Source organism: Streptomyces sp. PKA51 (assembly GCF_057552455.1).
Genome location: NZ_BAAJPZ010000002.1, coordinates 272,585 through 291,862, shown reverse-complemented (window position 1 = coordinate 291,862; position 19,278 = coordinate 272,585). Strand labels below are relative to the sequence as shown.

Here is a 19,278-nt window from a genome sequence, read left to right as displayed (position 1 = left end):
GTGGGTGCTCACGCGGTGCGCGAACCCACCGGCGGGCGGATCAGCTGCCGCCGGGCCGCTTCGGCGGACCGCCGGTCGGCGTCGTCGCCCCGGTGGCGGTCGGGCAGCAGCGGCAGGACGGAGCTGCGGCCGGCGGTCACCGGTGGCTGCCGGCGGGCCAGGACGCTCAGGCTGTTCCCCGGCCCGGCTTCGACGAGCAGGCAGTCGTGGTCGCTCAGCAGCGCGGTGAGGGTGGGGGCGAAGTGGACCGTCGTGGCGGGCTGTTCGGCCCAGAAGACGGGGTCGGTGGCGTCACGGCCGGTGAGCACCCCGCGCGTGTGGGCCGAGTACAGGGGCAGTCGCGGCGGCCGCAGGCGGGTGGCGCGCCAGTCGGCCACCGAGGCCGCCGCGGCGCCGGCGACCAGCGGGCTGTGGAAGGCCTGCCGCGCGAGCACCTCCCGGCAGGTGACACCGCGTCCGCGCAGGATCCGGGCCGCCTCGTCGAGGGGACCGCGGGCGCCGGCCAGCAGGATCTGCCGGGCGGCATTCACGGCCGCCAGGTGCACACCGGTTGCCAGGACGTCGCCGACCTCGGCCACCGGAGCGGCCACGGCGAGCATGCCGCCGGGCGGTGTGGCGGCGAACTGCCCGATGCGGGCCCGCATCAGCCGGACCCCGTCGGCGAAGCCGAGCACCCCGGCCAGGGTGGCGGCGGCCAGCTCGCCCACGCTGTGCCCGAGGACGGCGACCGGACGTACGCCCCAGTCGAGCAGCATCCGGCCGAGTGCGTGGTTGACCGCGTACAGCAGCGGCTGTGCCACCGACACGTCGTCGAAGTCCGGCGAGGGCCCGGTGGCGAGCCATGCGGCGCGCAGCCGCGGGCCGTCGTCCCCGAACAGGTGGAAGGACTCGTCCATCCACGTGGTGAACGACTCCTCCCACCCGTACAGGCCCGCGGCCATCCTGGGGTGCTGGGCGCCCTGTCCGGCGAACATCAGGGCGACGGGCGGTGCGCTCGGAGCGGAAGGTGACATCCCCCTGCCTTTCCTGGACTGGCCAGCACCGTGCAGCCGGGTGTTCGAGCCTCGCCGGAGAACGGTTCGAACCCGCAGGGCTCCATCCCGGCTCTAGCCGCCTTTGAATTCCCCGCCACAGACTCCGAGGCCGGGGGCCGGACCCTGCTTCGGCAGCCGGTGACCACCGGCGCAACGGCGCACGAGGGAGGGATCCGGTGGGTGTCGCGGACGTGTTCGTATCCGGTGCCGGGCTCCACCTGGCACCGGCGATGCCGGTGGCCGAGGTGGTGCAACGGGGCCTCGCGGACCCACGGGCCGTCCGGCGCAGCCGGATGCGCTCCGTGTGCGTGGGCGAGGAGTCGGGGCCCGAGATGGCCGTCCGCGCGGCCCGGGCGGCCGTCCGGCACGCGGGAGCGCGCCCCGAGCACATCGACCTCGTGCTGCACGCCAGCACCTACTACCAGGGGCACGACCTGTGGGCGCCCGCCTCGTACGTCCAGCGCGAGGCCCTCGGCACCGCCACCTGCCCGGCCATCGACGTCGGGCAGTTGTCCAACGGCGGCATGGCCGCCATGGAGCTGGCCGTGGCCTACCTGAGGGCGGACGCCGCGCGCCACAGCGCCCTGATCACCACGGGCGACCGCTTCTGCGCGCCGGGCTTCGACCGCTGGGAGACCGACCCCGGAACGGTCTGCGGCGACGGCGGCACGGCCGTGGTGCTGTCCGTGGCCGGGGGCTTCGCCCGGATCCGGAGCCTGGTGACCGTCTCCGACCCGACGCTGGAGGCGATGGGCCGCGGCGACGACCCCTTCGGTGCGGCGCCGCTCGCCTCCCGTTCGCCGATCAGCGTCGCCGACCACCGGGCGCGCCTGGTGGACGAGCTGGGCATGGCACGGCTCATCGACCGGCTCCAGTCGGGCCAGCGGGCCGCGTTCGAGCAGGCCCTGGCCGAGGCGGAGCACAAGGCATGCGACATCGCCTGGTTCGTCCTGCCCCACCTCGGACGCCCGAAGATGGACTTCCAGTTCTTCGACGCGCTGGGCATCGACCCCGCCCGCTCGACCTGGGAGTGGGGCTCGGGGGTGGGCCACCTCGGCGCCGGCGACCCCTTCGGCGGCCTGGCCCACCTGGTGCGCACGCGGGCGCTGGAGCCGGGCCGGTCGGTCGCGCTCGTCAGCGCCGGCGGCGGCTTCGCCTGGTCGGTGGCCGTCCTGGAAATCGTCGCCGAGCCGGCCCCCGCCCTGTCCTGACGTCTCTCCTCGCAACGGAAGCCGAGCCCAACGCCATGACCCGAGACAGTTCACCGGACGACCTGAAGGACTTCCACCGGCAGCGGCCCGCGTGGTCGCCGCCGGACGACGGCATCGAGCACACCGTCGTCGAGGTCCCCCTCGACTACGCGGATCCCGCCGGCCGCCGGCTGCGGATCGCCGTCAGCCGCCGCAGGGCAACGGATCCCGGCCGCCGCAGAGGCATCCTGCTCGCCGTCAACGGCGGTCCCGGGGGCTACTTCGGGCTGGGCCGGCGGTTCTGCCGGGCCCTGGCGCACACGCCGCTCGCCCGCGCCTACGACCTCATCGGCTTCGACCCGCGCGGCACCGGCGACTCCACCCCCCTGCGCGGCGAGATCACCCCCACCACCGCGCCGTTCGACTCGCGCCCCCCGGATGCGGACTTCCCGCTCCTCACCGAGGACGCCCGGCGACGCGAGGAGGGCAACCTCCGTGCGGGCGGGGACATCCGCCCGCACTTCAGCACCCGCAACATCGCCCGCGACATGGACGTCCTGCGCGCGGTCCTCGGCGAGGAGAAGCTGACCTACCTCGGCTACACCTACGGCACCTACCTCGGCGCCGTCTACGGCAGCATGTTCCCCGACCGCCTCGACCGCAGCGTCCTCGACTCCTGCGTGCACCCGGACTGGTCCTGGCGGGAACAGGCCATGGCCCAGGGCCGGGCCCACCGCGCCAACGTCACCGCCTGGGCCGACTGGGTCGCCGCACGCCGGGCGCACTTCGGGCTCGGCGCCACGGGCGAGGAGGTCGTGGCCGCCGTCGAGGAGGCCGCGGCCGCGATCACCGCGGAAGCGGGGCACGTGTTCCTGCGCTCGCTGTTCGACGGCGCCATGGGATCGCGCTCCGCCGACCGCTCCCGGTGGGAGGAACTCGGCCGGCTCGTCGCCGACGTGCGCACCGGCGGACACCCCGCGGCCGAGAAGTGGCTGGCCGACGAGAAGGTGTGGCCACCGGCCGAGACGGAGGGCGAGATGCGCTGCGGCGTCCTCGACGCCGTGACGGTGGAGAAGCCCTGGCCCACCGACCCGGAGGTCTACTACGCGGACATGCGCCACTTCCGCGAGCACTACCCCTACGGCTACGGCGTCATCCGGGTGCAGCCGTGGGTGGGCGCCTTCCTGACCTTCACCCCGCCCGAGGAGCCCACCGTGCTCTCGGCCCACGGCCACCCCGGCGGCCTGATCGTGCACGCCGACTCCGACCCGACCGACCACTACGAGGGCGGGGTCGCGATGGCCGGGAGGCTGGGCTACGACCTGCTGACCGTGGCCGACTCCGGTCAGCACGAGATCTACGCGTTCGCCCGCAACCCGCGGCTGGACGCCCTCGTCGAGGACTACCTCCTCGACGGCGTCCGCCCCGGGCACACGACCGTACCGAGCACGGTCGGTCGCCCGGACGTCCCACCGAATACGGACGGCGGCGTGCCCGGCCGCCCGTGAGCCGGTGGCGGCCCACCGAGACAGCAGAAGGAAGGACAGCGTGAAACGAGCACTGGTCATCGGCGGCGGCATCGCCGGCCCCGTCGCCGCGATCGCCCTGCAGAAGGCCGGTTTCGAGCCGGTCGTCTACGAGGCCTTCGACCGCACGGCCGACGGCATCGGCAACTTCGTCAACATCGGACCCAACGGCATCGACGCCCTCGACAGCATCGGCGTGGGCGATCTGGTGCGGCGCCACGGCTTCGACACCCCGGCCATCGCGTTCTACAGCCACACCGGGCGGGCGCTGACCGGCGACATCGCCACCGACCGGATCGCCTCCCCGGGCCAGATCATCCAAACCATCCGGCGTTCGGACCTGTACACCTCGCTGCGGGACGAGGCCGAGCGGCGTGGCATCCCCGTCGAGTACGGCAAGCGCATCGTCGAGGCCACCGGCTCCGCCGACGGCGTCCGCGCGGTGTTCGCCGACGACAAGCACGCCGACGGCGACCTGCTGGTCGGCGCGGACGGCCTGCGCTCGCGGGTGCGCCGGATCATCGACCCGGCGGCCCCGGCCCCCCGCTACCTCGGGGTCCTCAACGCCTTCGGCCACGCCCGGGGCGTGGACCTGCCGGGGCGGCCCGGCGTCATCCGCATGTTCTTCGGCAGGAACAGCTTCTTCAGCTGCACCAAGCACCCCAACGGGGATCTGTGGTGGTTCGCCAACCCGCCGCGCTCCGTCGAACCGAGTGCCGAGCTGCTCGGCCGCAAGGCGGCGACGTGGCGCGAGGACCTGATCCGGCTGTTCGCCCGCGACCGGACACCGGCGGCACGGATCATCGCCGCCACCGAAGACCTGGCCCTGCCCTCTCCCACCTACGACCTGCCCAAGGTGCCCCAGTGGCACCGCGACGGCATGATCCTGATCGGCGACGCGGCGCACGCCGTGTCCCCCACCGCGGGCCAGGGCTGCTCGGTGGCCATGGAGGACGCCGTCGTCCTGGCCAAGTGCCTGCGCGATGCGCCCACCACGGCCGAGGCGTTCGCCACCTACGAAGCGGTGCGCCGCAAGCGCGTCGAGGACATCGTCGCGCAGGGCAAGTACAACAACGAAGGCAACATGCGACGCGGCCCGGTCGGCCGGATGCTGCGCAATTACTTCATATCCCGCGCTTTCACATCCCCCTCGGGCAAGGGTGATCCGACATGGATGAGCAGTCACCACATCGACTGGGACGCCAAGGAGCCGGCGGTGAGCCCGCGATGACGACGACCGGAGGCTGCCCCGTCACGGGCGAGACGTTCCCCTACCCCCGCCGGGGTCCGTTCGTCGCGCCCCACCAGTACCCGCAGATGGTCGCGAACGGCGTCACACCGGTCACCCTGCGCGAATCGGGGCTGCGCGCCTGGGCGGTCACCGGCTACGACGCCATCCGCAGCATCCTGACGGACCCCCGTGTCAGTGCCTCCCGCAAGCACCCCGGCTTTCCCTTCTACTTCAACGCCCCGCCCGAGTTCCGCACGGACACCTCCTTCATCGGGTACGACGCGCCGGAGCACACCCGCTCCCGCAGCACGGTGGCCGCGGCCTTCACCTACCAGCGGGTGCAGAAACTGCGGCCGCGCATCCAGCAGATCGTCGACGAGCACCTCGACCGGCTGCTCGCGCTGCAGCCGCCGGTGGACTTCCACCGCGTCTTCTCGCTGTCCCTGCCCACGACCGTGATCTGCGAGATGCTGGGCGTCCCGCAGAACGACCACGACTTCATCATCCGGCACAGCAACAACCTCTTCGGCGGGCGGAGCACCACCGAGGAGCGCCAGGCCGCGATCGTCGAGGTCAACGCCTACGTCGAGAAGCTGGTCCGGCTCCGGAGCGAGGAGCCGGGCGACGACATCATCAGCACGGCGATCGCCGCCCACCGGGCCTCCGACCAGGAGTACACCGAGCGGGATCTGGTCAACATGGTCCGGATGCTGATGAACGGCGGGCACGAGACCACCGCGAGCATGCTCTCCTTCGGCACCGCCTGCCTCCTGGAGAACCCCGACCAGCTCGCGGAACTGCTGGCCGATCCCGAGGGGCTGATCGGTCCGGCGACCGAGGAACTGCTGCGCATGGTGACCATCGGCGACGTGGGCGTGCCCCGGGTCGCCCTGGAGGACATCGAGATCGGCGGCACGGTGATCCCCGCCGGCGAAGGCATCCTGTGCCTGCTGCTGACCGGGAACCGGGACCCGAAGGTCTTCCCCGAGCCGGACCGGCTGCTGCTGCGCCGGGGGAGCCGCAAGCAACTGGGCTTCGGATACGGGGCGCACCTGTGCATCGGGGCCGAACTGGCCCGGGTGGAGATGCAGACCGCCTGGACGACCCTCTTCCGCCGCATCCCCACCCTCCGCCTCGCCGTGCCGTTCGAGGACGTCCCCCGCAAGGAGGGCGCGATCGTCTACGGCGTCCACGAGCTGCCCGTCACCTGGGACGTGTGAGAGATGACCGAGGAGACGTACGGAGCCGGGCTCGCCGAGATCTACGAGCTGATCTACGCCGGCCGCAACAAGGACTACCCGGCCGAGTCCGCCGAGGTGGCCGCCCTCGTGCGCGAGCGCAGGCCCGGCGCCTGCTCGCTGCTCGACCTGGCCTGCGGCACCGGCGGCCACCTGGCCTTCCTCGGCCGGCACTTCCCCGACCTGGCCGGCCTGGAGCTGTCCGAGCACATGCTCGCCAAGGCCCGGCGGAACCTGCCCGGCATCCCGGTGCACCACGGCGACATGCGCGACTTCGATCTGGGCCGCACCTTCGACGCCGTCATCTGCATGTTCAGCTCCATCGGCTACATGGGAACGGCCGGAGAGCTGGAGGACACCGTGCGCAGTGCCGTCCGGCACCTCGCGCCCGGTGGCGTCGTGGTGCTGGAGCCCTGGTACTTCCCGGAGGCCTTCCTTCCCGGCTACATCGCCGAGGACCTGGTCCGCTCCGAGGACCGGGTCACGGTGCGCATCTCCCACTCGACCCGCGAGGGCGACCACGTCCCCATCGTCGTCCACTACCTCGACGCCCAAAAGGACGGCGGAATACGGCACTTCACCGACGTCCACCGGATGACGCTGTTCACCAGGGAGCAGTACGAGGAGGCCTTCGAGAAGGCCGGCTGCACGGTCGAGTACCTCGCGCGCGGCGGCCGCTTCGGCTGCGGGCTGTTCGTCGGCGTGCTCACCTGACGTGCCGCCTGCGCCGGCCCGGCGCCCCGCCGGGGCGCCGGGCCGGCGCAGGTCAGTCCTCCGAGGCCGCGCGCCACATGTCCCGCAGCGAGTCCGCGAGCGTGATCCGCGGCCGCCAGCCGAGCAGTTCCCCGGCGAGCCGGATGTCGGTGCAGGTCCAGCCCCCGCCGAGGCTGCGCACGTCCCGGTGCTCCTCGTGGACCGTCTCCGGCGGGAAACCGGCCCCCGCGACGAAGAGCCGCACCAGCGTCCGCATGTCCACGGCCGTCCCGCTGCCGATGTTCAGCGCCCGGCCGCTCGCGGTGGCCGTGGCGGCCCTCATCACCGCGTCGGCGACGTCGCGCACGTCCACGAAGTCGCGCCGGGCATCGGTGAGTGCGACCGTCATGGGCCGGCCCTCGGCGGCCGCCTCGCGCAGCATGCGCACGAGCTTGCCGGGGAAGGACGCGGGGGAGGGGTGGGGGCCGCTGACGTTCGCCGCGCGCAGGACCAGCCCGTCCACCTCACCGGCGCGGACGGCCGCCAGGACCGCCTCGGAACCGGCCAGCTTGGTGCGGGTGTAGGCGGTGCGCGGATCGGGCCGGAGCGTTTCGTCCATGGCGGTCCCGACCGGCACCTCGCCGTACTCGTGCACCGTACCGATGTGCACCAGGCGGGTACGCCAGGGCAGCGCGCCCGCCGCCTGCAGGAGCCGGCGCACCAGGCCGACGTTCATGCCGGCCATCTCCTCCTCCGAGCGGGCCCAGCCGTCGGTGGCGTTCGCGGCGTCGGTGGCGTTGACCAGCACGCCCGCGCGGTGCTCGCGCAGCACGCCGCCGATCTCCCCGGCGCCGGCGGCCGCGAGGTCCAGGGCGACGAAGCGGTGGCCCGCGACGTGCGGCGCGGGCCTGCGGGCCACGACGACGACGTCGTGGCCCTGCCGGCGGGCGAGCTCGCACACGTGCCGCCCGACCCATCCGGTACCGCCGAGGACCGCGATCCGCGGCGCGTCCTTCCCGGGTGCCGTACGCATGCGGATGCCCTCCGCCGTCCGCTACCGGACCAGCTGCTCGACGGCCGGGACCACGGCGGCCGGTGAGGGCAGCGAGGCGATCTCGTCCCGCACCGCCAGCGCCTTCTGCCGGTGCCCGGGGTCCTCCAGCAGGGCCCGGCACCCCTCGACGACCGCGTCGGGGGTGAGCTCGGCCGGGGGCAGGTGCCGCACCGCTCCCGAGGCCGCCAGCCGCCCGATCGCCTCCAGCGGCTTGCCCCGTCCCGGGACGACCAGCTGCGGCACGCCCTGCGCCAGGCACGCCATCATCGTCCCGGGCCCGCCGTGGTGCACCGCCGCGTCGCACCCCGGCAGCACCGAGGGCAGCGACACCCAGCCGGCCGCCACCACGGCGTCCGGCAGGGGACCCAGCTGCCCGACGAGGTGGTCGGCCACGGCGACCACCAGCTCCACGTCCAGCCGGGCCAGGGCGTGCAGGATCTGCCCGAGCATCGGCATGCCGCCGATCTGCGGCTGGACGGAACCGAGGGTGACCAGCAGGCGCGGACGCGCGCGCCGCTCGTGCACCCAGCCGGGTACGGCGCCCGGCTCGCCGTACGGCACGTAGCGCAGCGGCCGCGCGCCCGCGGCGCACTCGCCCATCGACGGGGGGCAGTTGTCCAGCACGAGGTCGGGGGAGGGCAGCGCGTCCAGGCCGATGCGCTCCAGCTCGGGGGCCAGCTCCCGCTCCACCCACGGGGCGACCGGCAGGTCGCCGGGGCCGACGGTGTGCTTGACCCACGGGATGCCGTGCTCCCCGGCCGCGGCCGCGGCCGCCGCGAACGAGTAGGTCTCGCCCACGACGACGTCGGGCCGCCAGGAGGCGACGAGGTCGCGCGTGGCGTCCAGGGTGCGCGCGGCCAGCCGCCCGAACCCGGCGCCGACGCCCGCGGCCATCTCGTCGTCCGAGTCCGGCACGCGCACCGGACGACCCTGGCGGTCCTTGGCCATCACGTCGGCCATGTCCAGGGGGCCGGAGATCGGCGCCATGGGCAGGCCCGAGCCCCGTACGGTCGCCTCGAAGCTCTGCGGAGCCGCCACGAGCACCTCGTGGCCGGCGGCGCGCAGCGCCCAGGCGAACGGGACGACCGGGAAGTACAGCGGGTGTGCCGGCCCTGTGGCCACCAAAGTCTTCATGCCGGGAACGTAGGAGGGGGGACCGGATTCCCGCTCGAATCCGGCTGGTCGGCCCGCCACGGGCGCGGCAGGACCGCCGCGTCCAGCTCCAGGCAGCGCTCGTACTCCGGCAGCAGGCCGCGGCGCAGGCACTCCTCCAGGCCCGGTGCCACCCGGTCCCGCTCGGACAGGACCGGTTCGGCGTCGTCGGGGATCGGCAGCTTCAGCGCGGGGTCGAAGGGCGACAGCGCCAGTTCGTTCTCCGGGACGTAGCCGCGCGAGAGCGTGTACGACATCACGGTGTCGTCGGCCTCGGCGACGAAGGCATGGCCGACGCCGACCGGGAAGAACACCGCCCGGCAGGCCAGCGGATCGAGCACCACGCTGTCCCAGCGGCCGAAGGTCGGCGAGCCGCGTCTGAGGTCCACGACGATGTCGAGGGCCCTGCCGTGCGGGCAGCTGACGTACTTCGCTGCACCCGGCGGGGTCCGGGTGAAGTGCACGCCGCGCACCACCCCGCGCCGGGAGCGGCTGTGACTCGTCTGCGCCACGGCGAACAGCCGGCGCCCGGTCGCCCGGCCGAACGCCTCCTCCTGGAAGGGCGAGACGAAGGCGCCGCGCTCGTCCTCGTACACCCGGGGCGTGAAGACGAAGGCGCCGGCGACCGCGAGCTCCCGTGCTTCCATGGCCCTGATACCTCCCGCGTCCGCATGACGGCCGGTTCCCCGCCGGACTCTGCGTGCCCCGCCTCGAGCACGACCGGTGCGGCGCTGGAGCGGGCGCCGGTACGGTACGCGGGTCGATCGCGGCCGGTATGTGACCGCGATCCCGGTTAGCGTGCGCCGGAGCCCCCCCCGCACGCCCGTGCACCGGTGAAAGGACACCATGGCACCGCTCACCCTCCGGAGCCTGAACAGGGCGACCCTGCAGCGGCAACTGCTGCTGGAGCGCACCGACTTGTCCGCCCACGACGTGACCGGCCACCTCGTCGGTCTCCAGGCCCAGGACCCGGACCCGCCCTACATCGGACTGTGGAGTCGCATCCGGGACTTCCGGATCGACGACCTGACGCAGCTGCTGCACGAGCGCTCCGTCGTCCGCGCCACCCTCTTCCGGGGCACCCAGCACCTGCTCACCGCCGACGACTACCTGTGGGTGCGACCCCTGTTGCAGCCGATGCTGAACCGCTGGCAGAAGGCGGCGTTCGGCAAGGGCACCACCGGAGTGGACCCCGCCGAGCTCGCGGAACGGGCCCGGGCCCTGCTCGGCACCGCCACCCTGACCCGCGCCGAGCTCGGCCGTGCCCTGGCCGGGCACTGGCCCGGCCGCGACCCCGTCGCGCTGGCCCGCTCCGTGCAGGGCCTGCTGCCGGTGGTGCACACCCCGCCGGACGGTACCTGGGGGCGCCGGGGGGCCACGCCCTTCACCCTCGCCGACCACTGGCTCGGCCGGCCGCCGGACGACGCGCCCTCGGCGGCGGACCTCGTCCTGCGGTACCTGGCGGCCTTCGGCCCGGCCACCGTCAAGGACGTCCAGGCGTGGAGCGGGATGACGCGGCTGCGCGAGGTGGTCGACGGCCTGCGGCCGCGCCTGCGCGTCCTGCGGGCCGCCTCGGGCGCCGAACTCCTCGACGTCCCCGGCGCGCCGTTGCCGGACCCGGACGTCCCGGCACCGGTGCGCTTCCTCGCGGCCCTCGACAACGTGGTGCTCGGCCATGCCGACCGGTCCCGGATGGTGAGCGACGACCGGCGGCGGCACCTCGTCGTGGAGGCCGGCGTCACCGTGGACGGCTTCGTCGAGGGACTGTGGCACATCCGGTGGCACAAGGACACGGCCGTCCTGGTCGTCAAGCTCTTCCGGCCCCTGACCGCGGCCGAGGAGGAGGCCGTCCACGCGGAGGGCATGCGCCTGCTGCGCTTCGCCGCCGGGAAGGCGCAGGGGCACGACATCCGCTTCATGCCGGTGGAAGCCGCGTAGGCCGTGCCCGGCGGACCGTGCAGGGCCCTGCGGCTGGCGCCCCGTGGGTGCGACACGGCACCCCGTCTGCGGGTGCGTCGTGGCTTGTCGCGCAGTTCCCCGCGCCCCTACGGGGCGCCCCGTAGGGGCGCGGGACCGTGTCGATCTGCGGCTGCCGCCGCGTGGGCGCGATCGGCCACCGACGGCCCGCAGTCGACGCGCCGCCCCGAGGCCCGGGCGAAGCCCCGCGCCCCTTACGGGGCCCTAGGGGACGGTCAGTTCCTCGGCTATGGCCAGGACGTACTGGCCGTACCGGGAGTTGGCGAGCCGCTCGCCCAGGCGCCGGCACTCGTCGCCGGTGATGAAGCCCATGCGCAGGGCGACCTCCTCGACGCAGGCGATGCGCACGCCCTGGCGTTCCTCCAGCGTGCCCACGTACTGGCCGGCCATCAGCAGCGACTCGGGGGTTCCGGTGTCCAGCCAGGCATAACCGCGCCCGAGGTCGACCAGCTTGGCCCGGCCCCGTTCCAGGTACCAGCGGTTGACATCGGAGATCTCCAGCTCGCCGCGTGCCGAGGGCCGCAGGTTCTTGGCCACGTCCACCACGCTGTTGTCGTAGAAGTACAGCCCCGTGATCGCCTTGTTGGAGCGCGGGCGCGAGGGTTTCTCCTCGATGGACACGAGCCTGCCCTCGGCGTCGACCTCGCCCACGCCGTACCGTTGCGGGTCCTGCACGGGATAGCCGAACAGGACGCAGCCCTGCACGTCCCGGCTGTTCTCGTGCAGCACGTCGTAGAAGCGGTGCCCGTGGAAGATGTTGTCACCGAGGATCAGGGCGACCGGGCTGTCGCCGATGTGGTCGGCGCCGATGATGAAGGCTTCCGGCAGGCCGTTGGGTTCGGCCTGCACCGCGTAGTCCAGGTGCAGCCCCAGGTGGGAGCCGTCGCCGAGCAGCCGCCTGAACTGCGGCAGGTCGTCGGGTGTGGAGATGATCTGGATGTCCCTGATGCCGGCGAGCATGAGAACGCTGAGCGGGTAGTAGATCATGGGCTTGTCGCCCACCGGAAGAAGCTGCTTGGAAACCGCCAGAGTGATCGGGCGGAGCCGGGTACCGGATCCGCCCGCAAGAATTATTCCTTTCACAGGACGCCTCCCAGCGCGGGCCCGTCGCACTTACGAACGCCGGCCAGTAGGACATGCGGGATTCGAGCCCTTCTCGACAGGTGCTCGAATCGGCGGGATCCGGCCGTGGTGGACCGGGCTGAATTGTCTGCCACCGTCGAGTTTGCATCGAGTTGCGTTCGAGTGCGCATCCCTAGCGTGCCGGGCATGACTTCATGCCGTATTTGCCGGGGATCGGTACAGGAGTTCTTCGACTTCGGCCGCCAGCCGCTCTCCGACGCCTTCCGTAAACCCGAGGACCGGTCGGAGGAATTCTTCTACCGCCTCGCGGTCGGCGTCTGCGAGGAGTGCACCATGGTCCAGCTCATGGAGGAGGTGCCCCGGGAGCGGATGTTCCGCGAGGACTACCCGTACCACTCGTCGATGTCCTCGGTGATGCAGGAGCACTTCACCCGCACCGCGCACCGGCTGCTGGAGGCATGCGGTACGGCCGCGGACCCCTTCGTGGTGGAGATCGGCTGCAACGACGGTGTCATGCTGCGCACCGTGGCCGACCGAGGGGTGCGTCACCTGGGCGTCGACCCCTCCCGGGACGTGGCCGAACTGGCCGCGGGCAAGGGCGTCGACGTGCGCATCGACTTCTTCCAGGAGTCGACCGCGGTGGAGATCAGGGAAAGCCACGGCCCGGCCGACGTCGTCTACGCGGCGAACACCATCTGCCACATCCCCTACCTGGACTCCGTCTTCCGCGGGGTCGACGCGCTGCTGGCCCCCGACGGCGTCTTCGTCTTCGAGGACCCCTACCTGGGCGACATCGTCGAGCGGGCCAGCTTCGACCAGATCTACGACGAGCACTTCTACCTCTTCTCCGCCTCGTCGGTGCGGGCCACCGCCCGGCGGTTCGGGTTCGAGCTCGTCGACGTCGAACGCCTGCCGGTGCACGGCGGCGAGGTGCGCTACACCATCGCCCGGCAGGGGCGCCGGAAGCCGGCGGCCGTCGTCGCCGCTCTGATCGACGAGGAGCGACGGCGCCAGATCACCGACATCACCATCCTGGAGCGGTTCGCGGTCGAGGTGAAACGCAACTGCGAGGACCTCACCAATCTCCTGGCGCGGCTTCGCGCCGAGGGGCGCAGCGTGGTGGCCTACGGGGCGACGGCGAAGAGCGCGACGGTCACGAACTACTGCCGCATAGGCCCGGACCTCGTGCCGGCCGTATTCGACTCCACGAAGGCCAAACAGGGCCGGTTCACGCCCGGCACCCACATTCCCGTACGGCCCCTGGAGGAGTTCTCCGAGCCGTACCCGGAGTACGCCCTGCTGTTCGCCTGGAACCATGCCGAGGAAATCATCGCCAGGGAGCAGGGTTTCCGCGACAGCGGTGGCAAGTGGATTCTCTACGTTCCCAAGGTCCACATCATTTAGCGGGTCCGGGTCCTCACGGAAGCGGAAAACCATGACCACCAGAGTTCTCGTCACGGGCGGGGCGGGGTTCATCGGCTCCCACTACGTCCGCACCGTGCTGGGCCCGGACGGCCCCGGCGACCTGACCGTCACGGTCCTGGACGCCCTGACGTACGCGGGCAACCGCGCCAACCTCGACCCGGTCCGATCGCATCCGGGCCTGGCGTTCGTCCACGGCGACATAGGCGACCCCGCCCTGGTCGACGCGCTGATGGCCCGCCACGACCAAGTCGTGCACTTCGCCGCGGAATCCCACGTCGACCGTTCGCTCCACGACGCGGACCGCTTCGTGCGCACGAACGTCCTGGGCACCCAGACCCTGCTCGACGCGGCACTGCGGCACGGTGCCGGCCCCTTCGTCCACGTCTCGACCGACGAGGTCTACGGGTCGATCGACAGCGGTTCCTGGAGCGAGGAGGCCCCCGTGGCCCCCAACTCGCCCTACGCCGCCTCGAAGGCGGCGGGCGACCTCCTCGCCCTGGCCCAGTACCGCACCCACGGCCTGGACGTGCGGGTCACCCGCTGTTCCAACAACTACGGTCCCTACCAGTTCCCCGAGAAGCTCATCCCGCTGTTCGTCACCCGCCTGCTGGACGGCGGGTGGGCGCCGCTGTACGGGGACGGCCTGCACGTGCGCGACTGGCTCCACGTGGACGACCACGTACGGGCCGTCGAGCTGGTCAGGACGGCCGGCCGGGCCGGCGAGGTGTACAACATCGGCGGCGGCACCTCGCTGCCCAACCGGGAGCTGGTCGCCCTGCTGCTCGACGCCTGCGGTGCGGGCTGGGACCGGGTGCGCCACGTCGAGGACCGCAAGGGCCACGACCGCCGCTACTCGGTGGACTGCGCCAAGATCTCCGACGAGCTCGGCTACCGCCCGCGGGTCCCCCTGGCGACCGGCCTGGCCCGCACCGTCGCGTGGTACCGCACGCACCGCTCCTGGTGGGAGCCCCTGCTCACCGGCGCCCGCTCCACCGGCGCATGGCCGGCCGCTCGACCGCCACGTGGAGCAGCCACGCCGAGGCGAGGCTGATCGCCACGGTCGCGGCTCCCTCGGCCAGCGCCCGGGGCAGCGTGGACACCGACGTCCAGCCGTCCTCCTCGGCCATGCCGATCGGTCCGTACGCGAGCACGAGCCAGTGCACCATGTACAGGGCGAAGGAGATCTCCCCCAGGAAGGTCATTTTCGGGCCGCGCAGGAGCGTCCGGCGGCCCTCGGTGTCGGCCCGGGCGCCCGCCGCGATGAGCAGGGCGAGGAAGAAGGCGATCCCGGACGCCTGGCTGAAGGAGTCCGGCAGCCACTCCGACGCGACCACATAGCTCAGCGTGGCCAGGACGGCGGCCGGCGCGAGCCCCAGCGGGATCCACCGTCCGCTCAGCACGATGCGGGCCATCAGCATGCCGAGGAGGAACTCCAGGGCCCTGACGAGCGGGAAGTAGTAGCCGAACCACTCGGCCCACCAGGGCTCGGTGGTGTTGAGCATGATCGGCCGGTCCGGCAGGGCGCGCCCGAGGAACGGCACGGTGGCGACGGCGACGGCGACCACCGCGGTCCACAGCCACAGTCGTGCCGCGGGGATCCTGCGCACCAGCGCCAGCAGCGCGGGGAACGCGAGGTAGAAGAGGAGTTCACAGGCCAGCGACCAGGTGGGTGCGTTCGAGGAGAAGTTCAGCACCACCTCCTGGTCCGGTATCCAACTCTGCACGAGGAACACCGTGGGAACGGTGTTGGCCACCGTCACCGGATTGCCGTACACGAGCATCAGCACCGTGACCGCCGCCAGCGTCACCAGGTGGTTCGGGAAGATCTTCACCAGCCGGCGCCGCCAGAACCGCCCGGGGGCGTCCCCGGGCCGGGCGACCCAGGTCAGGACGAAGCCGCTGAGGACGAAGAAGAAGACCACCCCCGTGGTCCCGGCCGTGTAGAGGTACCGGTCGCTCCACTCCAGCCAGGGCTTGTCCACCCGGGGCACGAGCACGATCCCGATGTGGCAGATGAGCACCATGAAGGCGGCGATGAACCGCATTCCGGTGAGGGAGGGCAACCGCGCGGGCCGGTCACCGGCCGCGCCGCCGGCATGCGCGGGCGGCGCGGCGATCAGAGAGATGGTGGCATGGTCATGTCGCTTTGGAGTCCCCGTCATGTCCCGACACCCTTCGCCGCAGGGCTCGACACGGGCTCGGGAGCGGCTGGGGTATGCGCGCTTCCGCCTCACGGGGGCTCCCGGCCGGCGGTCAGGCCGTGGCGGTGTTGCGCTCCTGCCAGGTGCGGTGGACCGCCACGGCCTCCTCGCGGGGCTCGTGGCGCATCGGCAGACGGCGCTGCTGCCACGGCTTGGCGAACTCGTCGTAGAAGGTGGCCAGCTCGAAGTACCTGCGGTCGTCCACGTAGTGCGGCGCGTAGGCGTCGCGCGTGGTGAGGAAGACGACCTCGTCGGGGGAGCAGTAGTACAGGGCGCCCAGGCACATGGGGCAAGGATGGGCCAGGACGTAGACGGTGGTGCCGGTCAGGTGCTCGGTGCCCGCGCGCAGGCACGCCTCGCGGATGGCGAGGATCTCGGCGTGGGCGGTGGGGTCGCCGCTCTGGGCGACCCTGTTGGGGCTCTCCGCCAGGATCTCGCCGTCCTTGACGACGACGGTCGCGAAGGGGCGGCCGCCCTCCTCGACGTTGCGGCGGGCCAGGTCGATGGTGCGCTGGATGAAGTCCATGGGTGTCCTTCGGGCTCAGAAGGGCTTGGTCGGCAGGTACTTGCCGTCGAGGGTGATGACGGCGCGCTCGCCGCCCTCGGGGTCGGCGACCTTCTGCACGTCCAGCCTGAAGTTGATCGCCGAGATGATGCCGTCGCCGAACTGCTCGTGGACCAGGGCCTTCAGCGTGGTGCCGTAGACCTGGAGCATCTCGTGGAAGCGGTAGATGGTCGGATCGGTGGGGATGCCGCCGGGGATCGAGCCGCGCGTGGGGACGGTCTGCAGGAGCAGCGCGGCGTCGGCGTCCAGCCCGAGGAGCTCGGCCACCGCCTCGGCCGAGGCCGCGGGCAGCGCGTGCTGGCCGAGCACGGCGGCGGTGGTGAAGGCGACGGACAGGCCGGAGGCGTCGGCGATCTGCTGCCAGGTGAGGTTCTTGCGGGTCTTGGCCTCGACGGCGGTGGCGGCGAGGAGCTGACGGGCGGTGGGGTCGAACTGAGCGTGGATCATGAGGTGTTCACCTTTCCGGATCAAGAGATGGGTGTGGCTCGCGCGTCGATGACGCGGCCGGTCGCGATGTCGAAGACCCAGCCGTGCAGCGCCACCGTGTTCCGGGCGAGCGCGCGGGCGACCGAGGGATGGGTGGCGAGGTTCGCCAGCTGGGCGCGCACGTTCTCGCGGACGAGCGCGGACGTCCCGCCGTCGCCGGCGGTACGGGCCGACGCGGCGTCGGCGTGGCGCAGCCAGCCGGCGACCGCCGGAGCGGCGGCGAGGTCGTGTCCTTCGGCGAGCGCGGTCATCGCGCCGCAGGCGGAGTGCCCGCAGACCACGATGTGCGACACGCCCAGGACGGCGACGGCGTACTCGATGCTCGCCGCCACGCCGTCGGTGCCCGGGGTGTGGGCGGGGACGAGATTGCCCGCGGTCCGTACGACGAACAGCTCCCCGGGCTCGCAGCCCAGGATCAGCTCGGGCACGACGCGGGCGTCGGAGCAGCCGATGAACAGGGTGTGCGGCCGGTGCTCGGTGGCCAGGCGGGCGAAGAGCCCTTCCTTGGCGGGGAAGACGTCCCGCCGGAACCGTGCGACGCCCTCGGCGAGGTCATGCATGGGTCACTCCCTTCGGTGGCGGCCGGCCGCGGGGCCGACGGGTTCCACCCTGCATGAGCTGGTCCTATAGAGTCCAAGAGCCATTGGGCATGCAACTCATAGATGGCATCTATAGTCGCTTCCATGGCTCTGGAACTGCGTCACCTGCGCTACCTGCTCGCCGTCACCGAGCACGGCAACTTCACCCGCGCCGCCGAGGACCTGCACATCTCCCAGCCCACCCTGTCCCAGCAGATCAAGCAGCTGGAGCGCACGGTCGGCGTGCAGCTGCTGGACCGTACGGGCCGCACCGTGCGGCCCACCGACGCCGGCCTGGTGTACGTCGAGCACGCCCGCCGGGCGCTGCGCGACCTGGCCGCCGCCGAGCGGGCCGTCCACGACGTGCAGGACCTCTCGCGCGGTGACCTGCGCGTGGGCGTCACCCCCACGTTCACGGCCTACCTCGTCGGACCGCTCGCCGCAGCGCTCCACGAGGCGCACCCCGGCGTCACCCTGACCGTGCGGGAGACGACCCAGGACGGCATCGAGGCCGCCCTCCTCGCCGACGACCTCGACCTCGGCATCGCGTTCACCGGCCCCGGCGCCCACCTGCCCGGCATCGGCGCCTCGCCCCTGTTCACCGAGACCCTCGGGTTGGTCGCCGGGCCGCACACGGCAGCTCCCGCGGACCTTGCACCCGTCCCCGTACGCAGCCTGAACGACCGTCACCTGGCACTACTGGGCCGGGACTTCGCCACGCGCGGCCACATCGACGCCTACTTCGGCCGCCACGGCGTCCGCCCGCCCATCGCCGTGGAGGCCGACTCCGTCCAGGCCCTGATCGAGATCGTCCGGCGCACGCCGCTGGCCACCGTGCTGCCCGACGCGATCACCGACGACCACCCCCACCTGACGCGCGTCCCCCTCGACCCGCCCCTGCCCACGCGCACCGTCGCCCTCCTCACCCGCGCGGACGCCTACCGCAGCGCCGCCGCCCGGGCGTTCACCCGCCTCGCGCACGAGCACGTCGAGGCCCGGGCCTACGCCCCGGCCGGCCCGGGCGGTCCGGGCGGTCCGGGCGGTTCGGCGCACTGAGGTGCGGCGGCCCAGGCGGCCCGCTCGCCGAGCAGTTCGCGCAGGTCGGCGATCGTGTAGCCGCGGGCGCGGACGGCGTCGACGATCCGCGGCAGGGCCGCGGCGTCCAGGACGGTGTCCTGCCCGTCGGAGCCCACGTGCATCTGGACGATCTCCCCGGGGCGCAGGGCGTCCAGGGCCCGCCGGACGGCCTGATCGACCGTCATGCCGCGGGCCGGCCCCAGGTACCCCTTGGTGTCGGTGGTCCACTCGATGTCGGCGAACCCCAGGGCGTTGACCTCGGCGATCTCCTGCGGGGTGGTGTCGCCGTAGGGGAAGCGGAAGAACGGCAGCGGGGCGGTGCCCGTGGCCGCGCGGAGGGCCCGGTCCGCGCGCAGGACCTCCGCCGCGCGCTCCTGCGGCCGCAGGGTCTCGAAGTGGGGGTGACCGTAGGAGTGGTTGCCGATGCCGTGCCCGGCCGCGGCGATGGCGCGGGCGGCGGCCGGGTGGCGGTCGGCGAAGTCGCCGGTGAGGAAGAACGTGGCGGGGGCGCCGCGCCGGCGCAGCACCTCCAGCACCGTGTCGATGCCCTCCACGTCCCAGGCGGCGTTGAACGTCAGGGCCACCACGTGGGCCCGCGTGGGCATCGTGCGGTTCTCCGAGCCGTACAGGGCCCGCAGCCGGTCGCAGGGGTCGCCGGGCCTGCCGGGCGCCGTCGCGGCGGGCGCGGGGACGCCGGACAGGGCGGCGAGCATGGCCATCGCGGTTGCCGCCACCGTCCACGCCCCCGGGGAACGCCTCACGCCGCGC

19 protein-coding genes are annotated in these 19,278 nt (G+C 72.8%); 9 read left to right on the top strand and 10 right to left on the bottom strand.

The features are described from left to right. Window positions 1-8: 8 nt before the first annotated feature. Window positions 9-1,013, bottom strand: a complete 1,005-nt coding sequence (locus AC27L3_RS03715; RefSeq protein ID WP_487232546.1) for an acyltransferase domain-containing protein — start codon at window positions 1,011-1,013, stop codon at window positions 9-11. Between the two features lie 212 nt (window positions 1,014-1,225). Between AC27L3_RS03715 and AC27L3_RS03710 the strand changes: the two genes are divergently transcribed. From AC27L3_RS03710 to AC27L3_RS03690, 5 genes are read left to right on the top strand one after another with little or no spacing between them, the layout of a single operon-like run. Further along, entirely contained in the window at window positions 1,226-2,245 is a 1,020-nt protein-coding gene (locus AC27L3_RS03710; RefSeq protein WP_487232545.1) for a ketoacyl-ACP synthase III family protein, read from the top strand. A 35-nt stretch (window positions 2,246-2,280) separates the two neighbouring features. After that, complete coding sequence (locus AC27L3_RS03705) at window positions 2,281-3,732, top strand: alpha/beta fold hydrolase (RefSeq protein ID WP_487232544.1); 1,452 nt, start codon at window positions 2,281-2,283, stop codon at window positions 3,730-3,732. A 40-nt stretch (window positions 3,733-3,772) separates the two neighbouring features. Continuing rightward, window positions 3,773-4,981, top strand: a complete 1,209-nt coding sequence (locus tag AC27L3_RS03700) for an FAD-dependent oxidoreductase (protein WP_487232543.1) — start codon at window positions 3,773-3,775, stop codon at window positions 4,979-4,981. Further along, on the top strand, window positions 4,978-6,201 hold the full coding sequence (locus AC27L3_RS03695; protein WP_487232542.1) for a cytochrome P450: 1,224 nt from the start codon (window positions 4,978-4,980) through the stop codon (window positions 6,199-6,201). Before AC27L3_RS03700 ends, AC27L3_RS03695 begins: the two co-directional genes overlap by 4 nt. Before the next feature lie 3 nt (window positions 6,202-6,204). Next, window positions 6,205-6,933 carry a class I SAM-dependent methyltransferase gene (locus tag AC27L3_RS03690; protein WP_487232541.1) on the top strand — a complete coding sequence of 243 codons (729 nt, stop codon included), beginning with the start codon at window positions 6,205-6,207 and terminating at the stop codon, window positions 6,931-6,933. Window positions 6,934-6,985: 52 nt separating this feature from the next. Here the strand turns inward: AC27L3_RS03690 and AC27L3_RS03685 are convergent, their stop codons facing one another. From AC27L3_RS03685 to AC27L3_RS03675, 3 genes are read right to left on the bottom strand one after another with little or no spacing between them, the layout of a single operon-like run. Continuing rightward, window positions 6,986-7,945, bottom strand: coding sequence for an NAD-dependent epimerase/dehydratase family protein (locus AC27L3_RS03685; protein ID WP_487232540.1), 960 nt, complete (start codon window positions 7,943-7,945; stop codon window positions 6,986-6,988). A gap of 21 nt (window positions 7,946-7,966) precedes the next feature. Beyond that, window positions 7,967-9,100 (bottom strand): nucleotide disphospho-sugar-binding domain-containing protein, encoded by a 1,134-nt coding sequence (locus AC27L3_RS03680; protein WP_487232539.1) that lies wholly within the window; start codon window positions 9,098-9,100, stop codon window positions 7,967-7,969. Then, window positions 9,097-9,765 carry a dTDP-4-dehydrorhamnose 3,5-epimerase family protein gene (locus tag AC27L3_RS03675; RefSeq protein ID WP_487232538.1) on the bottom strand — a complete coding sequence of 223 codons (669 nt, stop codon included), beginning with the start codon at window positions 9,763-9,765 and terminating at the stop codon, window positions 9,097-9,099. Before AC27L3_RS03675 ends, AC27L3_RS03680 begins: the two co-directional genes overlap by 4 nt. Before the next feature lie 199 nt (window positions 9,766-9,964). On the opposite strand from AC27L3_RS03675, the gene AC27L3_RS03670 reads away from it, so the two are divergent. After that, window positions 9,965-11,056 carry a winged helix DNA-binding domain-containing protein gene (locus AC27L3_RS03670; RefSeq protein ID WP_487232537.1) on the top strand — a complete coding sequence of 364 codons (1,092 nt, stop codon included), beginning with the start codon at window positions 9,965-9,967 and terminating at the stop codon, window positions 11,054-11,056. Window positions 11,057-11,299: 243 nt separating this feature from the next. Here AC27L3_RS03670 and rfbA read toward each other — a convergent pair whose 3' ends face one another. Continuing rightward, complete coding sequence (gene rfbA, locus AC27L3_RS03665; RefSeq protein WP_487232536.1) at window positions 11,300-12,178, bottom strand: glucose-1-phosphate thymidylyltransferase RfbA; 879 nt, start codon at window positions 12,176-12,178, stop codon at window positions 11,300-11,302. A gap of 186 nt (window positions 12,179-12,364) precedes the next feature. On the opposite strand from rfbA, the gene AC27L3_RS03660 reads away from it, so the two are divergent. Both AC27L3_RS03660 and rfbB read left to right on the top strand, forming a co-directional pair. Beyond that, window positions 12,365-13,582, top strand: a complete 1,218-nt coding sequence (locus tag AC27L3_RS03660; RefSeq protein WP_487232535.1) for a methyltransferase domain-containing protein — start codon at window positions 12,365-12,367, stop codon at window positions 13,580-13,582. 31 nt (window positions 13,583-13,613) lie between these two features. Then, entirely contained in the window at window positions 13,614-14,654 is a 1,041-nt protein-coding gene (gene rfbB / locus AC27L3_RS03655) for a dTDP-glucose 4,6-dehydratase (RefSeq protein WP_487232534.1), read from the top strand. Here the strand turns inward: rfbB and AC27L3_RS03650 are convergent. The 4 genes from AC27L3_RS03650 to AC27L3_RS03635 all read right to left on the bottom strand — a co-directional run bounded on the left by AC27L3_RS03650 (window position 14,578) and on the right by AC27L3_RS03635 (window position 17,415). Then, window positions 14,578-15,765: an acyltransferase family protein gene (locus AC27L3_RS03650; protein ID WP_487232533.1), complete on the bottom strand. Its 1,188-nt coding sequence runs from the start codon at window positions 15,763-15,765 to the stop codon at window positions 14,578-14,580. The two genes, rfbB and AC27L3_RS03650, sit on opposite strands and share 77 nt — an antisense overlap. Before the next feature lie 91 nt (window positions 15,766-15,856). Continuing rightward, window positions 15,857-16,330: a nucleoside deaminase gene (locus AC27L3_RS03645; RefSeq protein WP_487232532.1), complete on the bottom strand. Its 474-nt coding sequence runs from the start codon at window positions 16,328-16,330 to the stop codon at window positions 15,857-15,859. Between the two features lie 15 nt (window positions 16,331-16,345). Continuing rightward, window positions 16,346-16,816 (bottom strand): cyanase, encoded by a 471-nt coding sequence (gene cynS / locus AC27L3_RS03640; protein ID WP_487232531.1) that lies wholly within the window; start codon window positions 16,814-16,816, stop codon window positions 16,346-16,348. 20 nt (window positions 16,817-16,836) lie between these two features. After that, window positions 16,837-17,415, bottom strand: coding sequence for a carbonic anhydrase (locus tag AC27L3_RS03635; protein WP_487232530.1), 579 nt, complete (start codon window positions 17,413-17,415; stop codon window positions 16,837-16,839). Window positions 17,416-17,538: 123 nt separating this feature from the next. Between AC27L3_RS03635 and cynR the strand changes: the two genes are divergently transcribed. After that, entirely contained in the window at window positions 17,539-18,489 is a 951-nt protein-coding gene (gene cynR / locus AC27L3_RS03630) for a transcriptional regulator CynR (RefSeq protein ID WP_487232529.1), read from the top strand. On the opposite strand, the gene AC27L3_RS03625 is transcribed toward cynR, so the two are convergent. After that, window positions 18,435-19,271, bottom strand: coding sequence for a polysaccharide deacetylase family protein (locus AC27L3_RS03625; protein WP_487232528.1), 837 nt, complete (start codon window positions 19,269-19,271; stop codon window positions 18,435-18,437). The two genes, cynR and AC27L3_RS03625, sit on opposite strands and share 55 nt — an antisense overlap. Between the last annotated feature and the right edge of the window lie 7 nt (window positions 19,272-19,278).